General features: G+C 64.0%; 12 protein-coding genes and 1 pseudogene. 3 read left to right on the top strand and 10 right to left on the bottom strand.

What is annotated here, in order from left to right; genetic code table 11:
* The first annotated feature begins 26 nt into the window (after nucleotides 1–26).
* The gene (locus tag ACQ4W0_RS00325; RefSeq protein WP_436574968.1) at nucleotides 27–776 is read left to right on the top strand and encodes a TorF family putative porin; all 750 of its coding nucleotides are present in this window, start codon (nucleotides 27–29) and stop codon (nucleotides 774–776) included.
* A 58-nt stretch (nucleotides 777–834) separates the two neighbouring features.
* Here the strand turns inward: ACQ4W0_RS00325 and ACQ4W0_RS00320 are convergent, their stop codons facing one another.
* From ACQ4W0_RS00320 to ACQ4W0_RS00310, 3 genes are read right to left on the bottom strand one after another with little or no spacing between them, the layout of a single operon-like run.
* Entirely contained in the window at nucleotides 835–1,344 is a 510-nt protein-coding gene (locus tag ACQ4W0_RS00320) for a P-loop NTPase family protein (protein WP_436574967.1), read from the bottom strand.
* Between the two features lie 10 nt (nucleotides 1,345–1,354).
* Nucleotides 1,355–2,386 (bottom strand): 4-hydroxy-tetrahydrodipicolinate synthase, encoded by a 1,032-nt coding sequence (gene dapA, locus ACQ4W0_RS00315; RefSeq protein ID WP_436574966.1) that lies wholly within the window; start codon nucleotides 2,384–2,386, stop codon nucleotides 1,355–1,357.
* Nucleotides 2,383–2,691 (bottom strand): hypothetical protein, encoded by a 309-nt coding sequence (locus ACQ4W0_RS00310; RefSeq protein WP_243136064.1) that lies wholly within the window; start codon nucleotides 2,689–2,691, stop codon nucleotides 2,383–2,385. The genes dapA and ACQ4W0_RS00310 overlap by 4 nt, the downstream gene beginning before the upstream one ends.
* A gap of 231 nt (nucleotides 2,692–2,922) precedes the next feature.
* On the opposite strand from ACQ4W0_RS00310, the gene ACQ4W0_RS00305 reads away from it, so the two are divergent.
* Nucleotides 2,923–3,915 carry a gamma-glutamyl-gamma-aminobutyrate hydrolase family protein gene (locus ACQ4W0_RS00305; RefSeq protein WP_436574965.1) on the top strand — a complete coding sequence of 331 codons (993 nt, stop codon included), beginning with the start codon at nucleotides 2,923–2,925 and terminating at the stop codon, nucleotides 3,913–3,915.
* Nucleotides 3,912–4,991: an alginate lyase family protein gene (locus ACQ4W0_RS00300; protein WP_436574964.1), complete on the top strand. Its 1,080-nt coding sequence runs from the start codon at nucleotides 3,912–3,914 to the stop codon at nucleotides 4,989–4,991. The genes ACQ4W0_RS00305 and ACQ4W0_RS00300 overlap by 4 nt, the downstream gene beginning before the upstream one ends.
* 13 nt (nucleotides 4,992–5,004) lie before the next feature.
* Here the strand turns inward: ACQ4W0_RS00300 and ACQ4W0_RS00295 are convergent, their stop codons facing one another.
* The 7 genes and pseudogenes from ACQ4W0_RS00295 to ACQ4W0_RS00265 form a co-directional block, all read right to left on the bottom strand.
* Nucleotides 5,005–7,476 carry a TonB-dependent siderophore receptor gene (locus tag ACQ4W0_RS00295; RefSeq protein ID WP_436574963.1) on the bottom strand — a complete coding sequence of 824 codons (2,472 nt, stop codon included), beginning with the start codon at nucleotides 7,474–7,476 and terminating at the stop codon, nucleotides 5,005–5,007.
* Nucleotides 7,477–7,571: 95 nt separating this feature from the next.
* Nucleotides 7,572–8,351, bottom strand: a complete 780-nt coding sequence (locus tag ACQ4W0_RS00290; protein ID WP_436575382.1) for a FecR family protein — start codon at nucleotides 8,349–8,351, stop codon at nucleotides 7,572–7,574.
* A 57-nt stretch (nucleotides 8,352–8,408) separates the two neighbouring features.
* Nucleotides 8,409–8,888, bottom strand: a pseudogene (locus tag ACQ4W0_RS00285) (sigma-70 family RNA polymerase sigma factor); the annotation flags it as partial.
* 276 nt (nucleotides 8,889–9,164) lie between these two features.
* On the bottom strand, nucleotides 9,165–10,295 hold the full coding sequence (locus ACQ4W0_RS00280; RefSeq protein WP_426053587.1) for a YbdK family carboxylate-amine ligase: 1,131 nt from the start codon (nucleotides 10,293–10,295) through the stop codon (nucleotides 9,165–9,167).
* The gene (locus ACQ4W0_RS00275) at nucleotides 10,296–11,483 is read right to left on the bottom strand and encodes a cation:proton antiporter (protein ID WP_436574962.1); all 1,188 of its coding nucleotides are present in this window, start codon (nucleotides 11,481–11,483) and stop codon (nucleotides 10,296–10,298) included.
* Between the two features lie 312 nt (nucleotides 11,484–11,795).
* Entirely contained in the window at nucleotides 11,796–12,965 is a 1,170-nt protein-coding gene (locus tag ACQ4W0_RS00270) for a vWA domain-containing protein (RefSeq protein ID WP_436574961.1), read from the bottom strand.
* A complete protein-coding gene (locus ACQ4W0_RS00265) occupies nucleotides 12,959–13,609 on the bottom strand; it encodes a GNAT family N-acetyltransferase (RefSeq protein WP_436574960.1) in 651 nt (216 codons plus the stop codon). The genes ACQ4W0_RS00270 and ACQ4W0_RS00265 overlap by 7 nt, the downstream gene beginning before the upstream one ends.
* Nucleotides 13,610–13,613 lie beyond the last annotated feature (4 nt).

Below are 13,613 nucleotides of genomic sequence, written 5' to 3'. Positions count from 1 at the left end.
ATACCACCCATGAAGAAGAAAAAACCATGAATAAAATGCTACTTGCACTTGCCGTCGCCACCGCCTTTACGGGCAGCCTGGCCCACGCGGAAGAGGCCAAGCCCGACAATGAAGTCAGCTTCAACGTGGCCGGCGTGTCCGACTACCGTTATCGCGGCATTTCGCAAACGCGCTTGAAACCCGCGCTGCAGGGCGGCGTCGACTACGTCAACAATCCCACCGGCCTGTATGTGGGCGCCTGGGCCTCCACCATCAAGTGGACCAAGGATGCGGGTGGCAGCGGCGACGTGGAAGTGGACCTGTATGCGGGCAAGCGCGGCCAGTTGACGGCCGATATCGGCTATGACGTGGGCGTGCTGGCATATGTGTATGCGGACAACGGCTTGAAGCACATCGCCGGCCTGGCCGACGCGGATACGCAGGAAGTCTACGGCCAGCTGTCGTATGGTCCCGCCTATATCAAGTATTCGCATGCCGTCTCCAACTTGTTTGGCATCGTCAACAGCAAGAACAGCGGCTACCTGGACATCGGCGCGAATATCGACCTGACGAACGGCTGGACCGGCAACCTGCATGCGGGCCACCAGAAGGTCAAGAACAATGATGCATCGAGCTATACGGACTGGAAAGTGGGCGTCACGCGCGACTTCGGCGTCGTGACGGGCGCGCTGGCCGTGATCGGCACGAACGCGGACAAGTCGGCCTATGCGTCGCCCGTGAACGGTAAATTCATGGGCAAGACGGCGCTGCAACTGACGGTCAGCAAGACGTTTTAATTGACTGAGTTGACTGAGAGGAGAGGCGGCGCATGCGCCGCCTTTTTTGCGTGCAGAGCTAAGTGGGCAGGTTAAAAACGGCGCAATACAGCTGTCCCAGGCTGACCACGCGGGCGGCCGGAATCTGTGCGGCCAGGGCATGGGCCGGCGCCGCTTGCGTGTCTGTTGCCAGCAGGACGCGCAGGTCCGGATTGACGCTGCGCGCGTGCGCGATGCGGCGCGCCAGGCCAGCCTGCGCGGCGCCGTCTACGACGCCGTCCAGCGGCACCACCAGCACGCGCGCGGCGATCAGGGCCGAACGGCTGGCCATGGAGTCGCGGCCTTCGCTGTCGATGACGATGTCGTGGTAGCAGTTCACCAGGTGTTCCAGCTCCGGCTGCAAACCCTTGGCGCTGATGGCGCGCGCCATCAGGCGCGGCCGCGTCGGGCTGCCATGCATGGCGCCGTCGTGCATGTTCCTCGCCTGCGCCATGGCTCCCTGGCGCGGATCGGCATCGAGCAGCAATACCTTGCGTCCGGCCAGCGCGCGCGAGGCGGCCAGCCGCCCGGCCAGGATGGATTTCTCCATTCCCCCGCGTTCATCCGTGATGGCGATGATCATCTTGGCGCACGGCTGGCATGAGGTTGGAGGCGGAGACCAGCTGCAGCAAACAGCCTTCACGCGGCGCGTCCCTGTCGCTGACTGCCCATACGGGCAGCTGCATCAATGGCTCCAGTGCTTCGGCCAGCTTGTCCCGACCGGCGGACGACATCGGCGTCATCGGCAGGCGCAGCTCGTCGCGCACCTTGCCCTGCATGGCCAGCGCCGCCTTCACGGGGCCAGGATTGGGTTCGGCAAACAGCAGTCGGATGACGGGCAGCATGGTCTTGAACAAGGCGCCGGCGGCGCCGTGGCGGCCCTGCTTGACCAGGTGGTACAGCTGCGCATACAGGTCGGGGCGTACTTGGGCGGCGGCCGACATGGCGCCGTGGCCGCCCATGGACAGGCTGGCCAGCAGCAGCGCATCGTCGCCGCACAGCACATCCAGGCGCGTGTCGAGCAGCAGTTCGCCCAGTTGCTGCAGCTTGCCACCCGCTTCCTTGATGGCGACGAAGTGCGAGTCGCGCGCCAGCAGCGCCGCCGTCTGCGGTTCGATATTGACGCCCGTGCGTGCCGGCACGTTGTACAGCACGATGGACTGGTCGGTGGCGGCGGCGATGGCCTCGAAGTGGCGCACGATGCCGTCCTGCGAAGGGCGTACATAGGACGGTGCCGAGATCAGCAGGCCGGCCAGCGGATGGTCGTGATAGCGTTGCACCGTGGCGACGACGCTGCGCGTATCGCTGCCACCGATACCCATCACGACGGGGAAGCGGGGACCGATGGCTTCGAGCACGCTATCGAGCAGCATGGTGTGTTCCGCGGCGCTCAGCATGGCCGCTTCGCCCGTGGTGCCGCATACCACCAGGCCATCGACGCCGCTGGCGGCCAGCTCGCAGGCCAGCTGCTGGGCCGCGTCGAGATCGAGTTCGCCGTCGCGAAACGGCGTGACCATCGGCACCCAGATGCCCTGGAAGTGCGCGGTGATGCGCATTGAAGACATCGCGTGGTCGCAGGCATACTGGTTCATAGCGATTTCCCCTGGCTGATGCGGCCAAATTCCGCCGCCGGCAGCAGGCGCATGACGGCATCCATGGTCAGGCGCAGGGCCGGCTCCGTCACGCACAGCCATACCTTCATGCGCTCGGCGTGGTCGACCGCCTCGACGCGCATGAACGACAGCATGCCGCCGCAGGTCCTGACGACCAGCTGGCGCAGCTCGGCCAGGCAGGACTTGTCGACCGTGATATGCATGAGGAAAGTGGGCAGGCGGGGATGGCGGTGGGGCAGTGCTTGATGCGCTTGATGCGTTTGCAGGCGTGAATGGGGTTCCATGGTGGCTTTGCAGCGGTGGTTGAGGTACGTTCAAGATTAGCAGCGGGGGCGTAAAGATTCTCTAAAAAGCGGGGCCTTCGGTGTAAACGGACTGTATGCGGACTGTATGCAGTTTTACCGCCGGCGTGTTGCGCGGATGCGCCGCGCATGTGCTTTTGTTACAAAATTGAATCGTGCTTTGGGAGGCAGGGGTTTATATTGAAAACGTCTCCGCTTTCAGTCAGCCTTGCCATGTCAGACGAAAAAGATCCCCAGCATCCCCCTTCCACCGATCCTGCAACGCCAGCGCGGCCCGACCGGGTCGGCAGGGCGCCCGACGACGACCAGCGTGCGCGCGATGCTGCACCGCGCTACCTGAAGGATAACGACACGCCGCTGGCGCTGGCCTGGCGGGTGATCTCGTCGCGCTACCGCTCCATGCGCGACAAGGCCAGCCGCGATTTCATGCGGCGCACCCTGCGCATCGGCATCTCGGCGCGCATTTTCCACCCCGAACCTGGCGCTACTGGCCTGCGCAGCAAGAACCTGCAATACCTGGAAGAGTCGATCGCGCAGTGGGTCATGTCGCGCGACGTACTGGTATTCATGATCCCGACGGTCAATACCAGTGGCCAGCTACATCCGAGCAATATCACCTTGCGCCACTATGCGCGCCACCTGGACGGCCTGGTGTTGCAGGGCGGCGCCGACGTCTCGCCGCAGACCTATTCCGAGGCGGCCACGCGGCCGGAATGGAGCGGCGACCGCGCGCGCGACCTGTACGAACTGGAACTGCTGCACGAATTCGTCGACGCGGGCAAGCCCGTGCTGGGCATATGCCGCGGTTGCCAACTCATCAACGTGGGCTTTGGCGGCACCCTGTACCAGGACATCGCCTCGGACGTGGAAGGCGCCACCTCGCACGTCAACGACCTGTATGACCGCCACCGCCACAGCATCGTCTTCCCGAAAGGCTCGTCGCTGGCCGGCATGTTCCCGAAGGCGGGCGAGGCGCTCGTCAATTCCATCCACCACCAGTCGGTCAAGGACCTGGGACGCGACGTCACCGTGGAAGCGTATTCGCAAGGGGATAATATCGTCGAAGCCATCCGCTACCAGCGGGCGCGCTTTGTCATGGGCTTGCAGTGGCACCCGGAATTCCATTCGGCGGGCGGCGTCGAACTGCTCGATTGCACGCCCATCCTCGATAACTTTTTGCGCGCGGCGCGGGAGACGCGGTTTTGAGCGCGCACCTGACGCGCCGGCGCACCCTGCTGGCCGGTCTGCTGGCGCTGCCCCTGGCTGGCTTGCGCGCCGCGCCGCACCCGCGTGATAGCTTGCTGCCGTTTGCGCTGACGTCCGCCGTGCGCGTGCGCACGCTCAAGGTGCGGGTGGCGCCTGCCATTGCCGAACAGGTAGTCAAGGCGGCGCGCAAGGATGCGGCGCGGCCCGTGCACCTGATGGCCGAAGTGCGCACGGGCGGCTTGCTGAAGGGAGAAGGGGGGCGCGAGACCAGTCAGCAGGCGCAGGAAGACTGGCGCCAGGCGCGCTTGCAGGCGCTGGCCTGGAGATTGTCGGGCGAGCTGGCGCATTTCGAGGCAGCGCGTCAGTTGCTGCTGGCCTGGAGCGGCGCTTATAAGCCATCGTTCAGTCCCGTCGACGAGACGGAGCTGGCCAGCCTGCTGATGGGTTTTGACCTGGTACAGGAGCGCTTGAGCGGCGTCGAGCGCGAGCAGGTGCAGGCGTTTTGCCGCACTCTGGCGCAAGGGTATTTGAGCGATCCCATCAAGGTGGGCGGTCCGTCCACGGCGCGCAACAACTGGCATAGTCACCGCATCAAGATCGGCACCGCCGCCGCGTATGTCACGGGCGACGCCTTGCTGATCGCGCGCGCGAAGGAGCGCTTCCTGGCGCACGTGCCGCGCAATATCGGCGCTGGCGGCGTGCCCTTCGACTTCGAGCAGCGCGATGCCCTGCACTACACCACCTACAGCCTGGAGCCGCTGCTGGCGACGGCCCTGATGGCGCAGGCGCATGGCGACGACTGGTATGGCGCGCCGGAAGCGCGGCGCCTGGCCGAGGCGCTGGCCTGGCTGGCGCCGTATGCGCAGGGCAGAAAGACGCACGAGGAATTCGCCAAGAGCGCCGTGCCCTTCGACCGCAAGCGCGTGGCCGCCGGTGAAAAGGGCTTTACGGGGAATTGGGAGACCAAGGGCGCCGCCAATGTATACCTGCTGGCGGCGCGCTTCGATCCCGCTTACCTGCCGTTGGCGCTGGAGTTGCGCCCGCCAGCCTGGGCGCTGGCGCTGTACGGCGCATAGTGAGAACTTCGCGTTAGAACTTCGTGCGCACGGTGAACATCACATTGCGCGGTTCGCCGTAGAAGCCCGTCTGGAACAGGCCCAGTCCCGTGAAGTACTTCTTGTCCAGCAGGTTGTTCACGTTGACGCTGGCCGTGACGTTCTTGCTGATCTCGTAGCGCGCCATCAGGTTGACCAGCGCGTAGCTGCCCTGCTTGATGCGTGAATAATCCTCGATGGCGGGATTCCAGATATTGCCGTAGTAGCTGCTTTGCCAGTTGATGCCGCCACCGACGGTGACCTTGTCCAGGCTGGCCGGCAGGCGCCACGTGCCTTGCACGCGCACCAGGTGGGCAGGCTGCGTCGTTTGCAGCATGGTGGAAAACACGTCCTTGCCATCCGCGTCGCGCACGTGGGTGTAGGTGTAGCCGGCGCTCAGCTTCACATCCTTGGCCACTTCGCCCGTCACTTCCATTTCCACGCCGGGGCTGGTGACGCCGTCGATGGCTTTATACGCTTCTTCGCCGTTGACTTCGCCCACAGAGCTGGCCACATTGCTTTGACGGATCTGGAACAGGGACGCGCTGGCATTGACCTTGCCATCCAAATATTCTGCCTTCACGCCCGCTTCAAAACCCTTGCCGCGCACGGGCGACAGAAAGTTGCGGTTCACGTCGCGGTTGCTCTGCGGCGCGAAGATGCTCGTGTAGCTGCCGAACACGGAATATGTCTTGTCGAGGTCATACACGACGCCCGCATATGGCGTGATGACCTTGTTTTCCTCGATGCGCGAGGTGATGCGCGCAGTCTTGGGGTCGAAGAAGCTGCGGTCCTGTTCCTGCTTGTAGTTGCTCACGCGCGCGCCGACGATGACGGACAGCGCATCGACGGGATGCAGGCGCACAGCGCCATACAGGCCGCTCTGGCGCGTACGGTCGTTGTCGTTACCCAGGCGCTTGAAGGCCGGTTCCGCATACTGGCCGCGCCAGTCGAAATAGCTGCCATCGAGGGGCGGATAGACCGATTCGTAGACGGGGCCATCCTGCTTTGCCGTCGAGGTGGAATAGCCGAACATCGCTTCATGCTGGCGGCCAAAAGCCGTAAACGGTCCGCTGGCGTCGGCGTTGACGGTGGTCTGGCGGCGGTCGCCCTTGTATTTGCCCATGAAGAAAAAGGTACCTGCGCCTGTGTCGGGGCGTGGATTGCCGCCGCTGGCCGAACCGAGCACGCTGTCATGTTTGCTGCGCAACTGGTTGGCGCTCAATTTCAGTTTCCACTCGTTGGCGAACGTATGTTCCAGCGACGTGAACAGCGTGGTGTTCTGCATGTCGCGGCGGCTCCAGTCGGTGGCCGGATTCCACGAAGTGGGGAAATCCGTGCGGGTGCCGTCGGAAAGCAGAACAGGGAAACCTGTCCAGGTCGAGCCGCGCGGTTTGTAATCCTGGTGCGTGAAGCCGGCCGTCAGCAGGGTGATGGGTGTCAGGTCTGCCTCGATGATGCCGTAGGCGACTGATTTCTGCTGCGTATAGCGGTCCAGGTAGGAGTGTTTGTCCTGGTAGGCGCCCACCAGGCGGCCGCGCACCGTGCGGCTGTCGTCCAGGGGGCCGGAGATATCGGCTTCGCCACGGTAGTTGTCCCACGATCCCGCGCCCAGGGTTGCCGAGCCCTCAATGTTGGCGGTGGGGCGCTTGCGCACCATATTGACGGTGGCCGACGGGTCGCCCGAGCCGCTCATCAGGCCCGTCGCGCCCTTCAGTACTTCGATGCGGTCGTAGATGGCCATGTCGCTGTTCGTCGTGCCCCAGTCGTAGACGCCGTCATAGATGGCCGACACGCCGTCATACTGGAAATTGGTGACGGCAACGCCGCGGGCCTGGAAGCTCCAGCGGTCGCTGTCGTAGTTTTGCACGCTCACGCCATTGACGTTCTTCATGACGTCGGAAACGGCGTTGCTGTTCTGGTCATCCATCTGCTGGCGCGTGACGATGGTCAGCGACTGCGGCGTTTCGCGTTGCGTCAGGGCCAGGCCCGTGGCACCGCTGGCGGGGCCGCCCGTATAGCTGCCGGTGCCGCTAGTGGCGGCACTGCGTTCTGCTGCCGCCACCACGGTGACGCCGCTCATGACGGCCACGCCGCGGCTGTCCGCCGAGGGGGTGTTCGCGCCGGCGGGGATCTTCTGCAGCAGGTAGCCGCCATTCGATTGCGGCACGGCTTGCAGGTCGCTGCCCGCCAGCAGCACGCGGAAACCCTCCTGCAGACTGTAGCTGCCTTGCAGCCCGGTGCTGCGCAAGCCTTGCGTGGCCTCGCTGGAGAACGACAGCAGGATGGCGCTGTCGCTGCCGAAGCGCGTCAGCACGTCGCCCAAGGAACCTGCGGGGATGCTGTAGGCGCGCACTTGCCGGGTTTGTGCCTGCGCTGTCGCCGGCAGGGCCAGGGCCATGCCGATCTGCGACAGGGCGCAGGCCAGGACGGTGCGGGTAAGGAGGGAACGCGAAGCGTGGTGCATAGAATGTAACCTTTCGTGGATGCGCAAGATGGAGACTACCTGTCTACCAAGTCACGCGAGCACGGCGAAACAGCTCACTTTGCAGAAAATATTTTTCAGCGTGCCGCCAGTTCGATGCGCACCACCTGATGGCCCCAGAAGCGCGTGACGGTATTGCGCCGCAGCCGCAGGCTGGCGCTGACGGCGTCGAGGATGGCATTGATGTCGGTCAGCGGGTAGGAGCCGGACACGCGCAAGCCGGCGCTGGCCGGCGCGCAGGCCAGCGGATGGTCGCTGTAGCGCGACAGCTCGGCGAGGAAATCGGCCAGGCGCATGTCGCGCGCCACCAGCATGCCATTGAGCCAGGCGCCGCCATAGGGCGCCAGCGCCTGGCGGTGCACACCCGTGCCGTCGAAATGCGCACCTTCGCCGGGACGCAGCACCAGGCGCTGTGCGCCATCGCCGGCCAGCACGGCGACGGCCCCTTCGAGCACGCCGGCGCTGGCGTATTGCTCGTGCAGGCGCACGGTGAAACGCGTACCCAGCGCCTGCAGGCTGCCGTGCGGCGTGTCGACGAAGAAGGGACGTTGTGCCCCATCCTTGCCGGTGGCGATGAAGATTTCTCCCGCCAGCAATTCAATACGGCGCTGTGCGCCGTCGTAAGCGATATTGACGGCGCTGCTGGTGTTGAGCGTGAGCTGCGTGCCATCGTTCAAGGTCACGACGCGGCGCTGGTTGACGCCGGTGCGGTAGTCGGCCGTCCAGCCGCGCCATGGGCTGCGGCGTTCAAACGCATACAGCGAGGCGCCGCAGGTCAGCAGCAGGGCCAGGGTCTTGACGGCATGGCGGCGTGGCGCATTCGCTTGCGCGCAGGCGCGCAGCAGGCTCGCGTGCATGGCGGGCGGCAGATGCTCGTGCTGCGTTTGCAGCTGCTGCCACGCTTGCGTGGCGTTGCCGGCGCGCTGCAGATGGCGTTTCACCGTGGCCAGCGAGATGCCGAGCCGGCGCGCGATATCATCCTGCGGCAGCTCGTCGATCTGACGTAGTAAAAAAGCCCGTTTGACGGGAGGCGGCAAGCCGTCGAGCATGCGGTCGAGTTCAAACAGCGTGGACAGCAGCAGCGCCCGTTCCTCGGGCGATGGCGCATGCGGGGACGGCAGTTGCGCCAGCACGTCGAGGTAAGCCTGTTCCAGCTTCTGGCGGCGGTAATGGTTGAACAGCACGCGCTGCGCCACGGTAGCGAGATAGGCGCGCGGCTCGCGCGCGGCGACGGCTTCCTCGCGGTCGAGCAGGCGCATGAAAGTGTCCTGCGCCACATCGGCCGCGCAAGCTGTGCTGCCGAGTTTTTTGCGCAGCCAGCCCTGCAGCCAACCGTGGTGGTCGGCGTACAGTGTCGCGATGTCCTGGCGTTGTAGCGGCTTTGCCAGCGGCATCGCGTTCCCCTTGCATGGCCGGTCCGGCTGGACTGGTGTTTTTAAACAATAATAAGAATCATTCTCAATTATTGTAACAAGCGGGGGCGGATGCTGTAAATGACGGGGGAATGGGGTGTGGTTTTTTGGGTTGCGTTGTTGGGGTAAAAGTCACGATGACTGGCAAAACCGTCGCGAGCGGAAGGGAGAGGTGGTCGAGAAGCGCAACCGTACTTTTAGTACGATGAGCATCGCAGGCCGCCTATACTGACGCGCAGCAGGTTTGGCCAGGTATCCTCAATAATTCATGGGCTCACCACGGAAGCAGCGGATCGCCGAGTCGACCATGCCCTCGGCGCTGCCCTGCAGGCTGTGCTGCTTGCGCAGGTATTGCGCATCGCTCCACTGCTTGGCCACGTCCGACAGGTGTTTCAGGGCCGGCGTGCTGCCCAGAGCCTCGGCGTGCGGCTCCATCTTGCGCAGGGTGGTCATGATGTCTTCGCGCAGCGACATCGTTTCGTAGGTTTTCGGATGCGTGATGGCACCATCGAGGCCGAAGCGGCAAGCCTGGAAGCGGTTGTAGTTATACACGAGGTAATCGTCTTCCACGGGCGGCGTTTCGCGGCGTTCGAGCAGGTAGCGGCATAGCGCCTGCAGGTAGGCGGCCAACGCAGCGGCCCGCTCCACCGTCAGGGGCGTGTCGCACACGCGCAGTTCGATGGTGCCAAACTCCGGCTTGGGACGGATGTCCCAGTAAAAGTCCTTCATGCTCTTGATGATGCCCGTGTTCTCCATCTTGGCGAAGTACTCGTTGGAGAACTGTTCCCAGCTCAGTGTAAACGGCGCGCGCCCGCTCATGGGGAAGGCGAACACGGAGTTCAGGCGCGCCGAATCGAACAGGGTGTCGCGTCCCTGCACGTAGGGCGAGGAAGCCGACAGGGCGATGAAGTGGGGGATGTAGCGGTTCAGCGAATGCAGCAGGAACATGGCGTCGTCGCCCGAGGCGCAGCCGATGTGCACGTGCTGGCCGAAGATGGTGAACTGCTTGGCCAGGTAGCCGTACAGTTCCGAAATCTCCTGGAAGCGGGGCTTGGAAAAGATCTTTTGCGACGACCATTGCTGGAACGGGTGCGTGCCGCCGCCCGCGATGCCGATATTGAGCTTGTCGCCGGCCGTGATCAGGGTGTCGCGGATTTCCTGCAATTGCTCCAGCAGGGGGCCGTGATGCGTGTGCACGCTCGAGTTAATCTCGATCATGCTCTCGGTGATTTCCGGCGTGACGTTGCCGGGGAACGGTTTTTTATTCAGCAGATGCAGCAGGTCGGGGCTGGCCGCCGTCAGGTCATAGTCCGACAGGTTCACCAGTTGCAGTTCGAGTTCGACGCCGAAGGTCAGCGCGGCCGATTGGCCAAAGGGTTCCAGCGGCATTTAGCGCTCCTTGATTTCGTGGGTTTCTTTTGCCAGCATCAGTACGCGCTGCACCAGCACGGGGCCGACCAGTTCCAGGCCCAGGGTGACGGCGGCCAGGGCGTTCAATTCGTCGCCGAAGTTCACGCCGTGCTGGCGCGCGTGTTCCAGCAGCAGAATGATGAAGACGGAGACGGGCGTCAGGGCCACGCCCGTCAGCACGCCCTTGCGCCAGGAAATGCCGCTCACATGCGAAAACGCGGCCACGCCGACAACTTTGGTCAGCAATCGCCCGCCGACGACGGCCAGGGCCAGGCCCGCGCCGGCCGTTACGCTGGCCCATTCCAGGGTCGATGCGGCATACACGAACAGTAGTACCGTCAGCAGTTCGCCCAGCGCGCCGAAATTGCGCTGCGCCTGGCTGAAGGCCACGCGGCGGTGGCGCGCCACCAGGCCAAACGTCAGGGTGGCCAGCAGCGGCGACAGGCTGGTGGTGTAAGTCAGGGCGACGAGCAGCATCACCGACAGTGCAAACGCGACGGTGGCATCCTGCGCCATATTGCCCAGGCGGCGCAGCATGGCCGGCACGACGATGCCAAAGACGGTGCCGGCGGCCACGGAGGCGGCCAGCACGGCGGCGCTGCTGCTGCTCGCTTCGATCAGGTCGGTGGAGCTCTGGAACATCCAGAAGCCGACGATGATGTTGAACGTGAAGACGGCCAGCACGCAGTTGAGCGCCGTCAGGTGGACGATGCGTTCCGTCACCTGGCCCGAGCTGCGTTCTTCGTTGATGACGCGCATGATGGTGGCCGGCGAGGTGGACATGGCCAGGGACGCCAGCAGCAGCGCCGTCATCGAGGTGCTGCCGAATTCGATGCCGATGAAGTAGACGACGGCAAAGGTCAGCAGGGATTCGACCAGGCCCGTGACGGCGATCCATGGGTTGTTCTTCAGCCAGCGCAGGTTGATGCGGTAGCCTACCTCGAACAGGATCAGGCCGAAGGCCACGTCGGCCAGCACCAGCATGGGCCCGGCGTCCGTCTGCGGCAGGATGCCCACCTGCGTCTGCGCGAGGATGAAACCGATCACGCCGTAAAAACTGATGCGCGGCAGGCCTGTCCAGCGGTGGCCGAATTCACCCACCACCCAGGCCAGGGTAATGGCGAACGGCCAGGACAGGTCGGCGGCGATCGAGATCAGACTTTGCATGCTCATTCCTTTGAAATAGCGCTGGCACCCGCCGGCAGCACGGGGGCTGGCGCGGTAATGTCGTGGTGCAGCGATGGTGCATAGTTTGCGCAGAGCGATGCGCCGATTCTACCGGAGCAGAAGGCGCGCACGATGTGCGCAATCGAACAGTGTCGCGGCCATGGCGGCCGCGCACAGGATGCAGCAGGTTAGGGCAGGGCTGGTATCAGCGTATGGTACCCGCCCGCAGCGGAGATGCTCCGCACGGTAGTGTCGTGTCGCAGTGTACGGCATGGCGGCCCCCTGCCGCCATGGACTTTTTGTTGCGTGCTGTTATTTACTGAGCAGACGCATGCCCCGTTCCAGCCCGTCGATGGACAGGGGGAACATACGGTTGTTCATCAATTGCCGCATCACGCCAATCGACTGGCGGTATTGCCACAGGCCTTCTGCTTCCGGATTGAGCCAGATGAATTTCGGGAACGCCTGGGTAAAGCGCGCCAGCCACGTCGATCCCGCTTCCTCGTTGTTGTATTCGACGCTGCCGCCCGGCTGCAGGATTTCATAGGGGCTCATGGTGGCGTCGCCGACAAAAATCAGCTTGGTGTCGGGCGGGTACTTGCGCAGCACGTCCCAGGTGGGGAAACGCTCGGCGTTGCGGCGCCGGTTGTTCTTCCACAGGTAGTCGTAGACGCAGTTATGGAAGTAAAAGAACTCCATGTTCTTGAATTCCGTCTTCGCCGCCGAAAACAGTTCCTCGGTGCGCTCGATATGGTCGTCCATGCTGCCGCCCACGTCGAGCAGCATCAGTACCTTGATGCGGTTCTTGCGCTCGGGCCGCATCCGGATGTCGAGGTAGCCCGCGTTGTTGGCCGTGGCGGCGATGGTGGCGTCCAGGGCCAATTCGTCTTCCGCGCCTTCGCGCGCGAATTTGCGCAGGCGGCGCAGCGCCACCTTGATGTTGCGCGTGCCCAGTTCGCGCTCGCCGTCGTAATCCTTGTAACTGCGCGCTTCCCACACTTTCACCGCCGTGCGGTTGCCGCCCTTGCCGCCGATGCGGATGCCTTCCGGATTCGTGCCGCCATTGCCGAACGGTGACGTGCCGCCCGTGCCGATCCACTTGCTGCCGCCCTCGTGGCGCTCCTTCTGCTCCTTCAGCAGCTCGTTCAGGCGGTCCATCAGCTTGTCGTAGCCGAATTTTTCCAGTTGCTCCTTCTGCTCGTCGGACAGCTCGCGCTGCATGCGCTTGAGCAGCCAGTCGAGGGGAATCGCCGCGTTCGTCTCGAAGGCCGCGTTGACACCCTTGAAGTACTGGGCAAACGCGCGGTCGAACTTGTCGAAATGCGCTTCATCCTTGACCAGGGTCAGGCGCGACAGATAGTAAAAATCGTCCATCGAGGCGTCGATGACGTTCTTTTGCAGCGCCTCAAGTAGCGTCAAAAACTCCTTGATCGAGACGGGAATCTTCGCATCCTTGAGCGTGAAGAAAAAATCGATCAGCATGGCGCTTCCTCTGTGCCTGCGCCTCCTGCGCAAGGCAGCGCGGCGATGGGGCGCTGCGCCAGCTTGTAACGCAAATGGGCGGCAATTTCCGGCCACTCGCCGCGCGTGATGCTGTACATGACCGTGTCGCGCACGGTGCCGTCGCGGCGCTGCGCATGGTGGCGCAGCACGCCATCCTTCTTCGCGCCCAGGCGTTCGATGGCAGCCTGCGAGGCATGGTTGAAGTTATCGGTGCGAAAACCCACCAGCGCGCAGCCGAGGGTGTCGAAGGCGTGCGCCAGCAGCAGCAATTTGCAGGTGGTGTTGACGTGGCTGCGCCGGCAGCGCTTCGCGTACCAGGTGTAGCCGATTTCCAGGCGGCCAATACTTGGTATCACGTCGTGGTAGCTGGTGGTGCCAAGCACCTCGCCGCTGGCCGCGTCGACGACGGCAAAGGCGAAGCGCGCCGGGCGCATCTCGATGCCCTTGAAAATGTACTGATCCACCTGGTCCGGTTCGGGTACGGAGGTGACGCGCAGATTCCATAGCTCGCCATCCGTGGCCGCCGCGCGCAGGCCAGCCGCGTGGTGCGGCGCCAGCGTTTCGAGGCGGATACCGTGCAGTTCCAGGGGCACGAAGACCTTGTCCGGGCTGATGTCGTTCACCGGC

It is taken from the genome of Janthinobacterium breve, assembly GCF_051380895.1.
Taxonomy (GTDB): Bacteria; Pseudomonadota; Gammaproteobacteria; order Burkholderiales; family Burkholderiaceae_D; genus Janthinobacterium.
Note: the sequence above shows the minus strand (reverse complement) of the source record. Positions and strands in the feature narration are given on the sequence as shown.

Bases quoted from the DNA above. Each gene is read 5' to 3' on its own strand.
- ACQ4W0_RS00325 (WP_436574968.1), top strand. From the start codon at position 27: ATGAATAAAATGCTACTTGCACTTGCCGTCGCCACCGCCTTTACGGGC.
- ACQ4W0_RS00320 (WP_436574967.1), bottom strand. From the start codon at position 1,344: ATGGAGAAATCCATCCTGGCCGGGCGGCTGGCCGCCTCGCGCGCGCTG.
- dapA (WP_436574966.1), bottom strand. From the start codon at position 2,386: ATGAACCAGTATGCCTGCGACCACGCGATGTCTTCAATGCGCATCACC.
- ACQ4W0_RS00310 (WP_243136064.1), bottom strand. From the start codon at position 2,691: ATGGAACCCCATTCACGCCTGCAAACGCATCAAGCGCATCAAGCACTG.
- ACQ4W0_RS00305 (WP_436574965.1), top strand. From the start codon at position 2,923: ATGTCAGACGAAAAAGATCCCCAGCATCCCCCTTCCACCGATCCTGCA.
- ACQ4W0_RS00295 (WP_436574963.1), bottom strand. From the start codon at position 7,476: ATGCACCACGCTTCGCGTTCCCTCCTTACCCGCACCGTCCTGGCCTGC.
- ACQ4W0_RS00290 (WP_436575382.1), bottom strand. From the start codon at position 8,351: ATGCACGCGAGCCTGCTGCGCGCCTGCGCGCAAGCGAATGCGCCACGC.
- ACQ4W0_RS00280 (WP_426053587.1), bottom strand. From the start codon at position 10,295: ATGCCGCTGGAACCCTTTGGCCAATCGGCCGCGCTGACCTTCGGCGTC.
- ACQ4W0_RS00275 (WP_436574962.1), bottom strand. From the start codon at position 11,483: ATGCAAAGTCTGATCTCGATCGCCGCCGACCTGTCCTGGCCGTTCGCC.
- ACQ4W0_RS00270 (WP_436574961.1), bottom strand. From the start codon at position 12,965: ATGCTGATCGATTTTTTCTTCACGCTCAAGGATGCGAAGATTCCCGTC.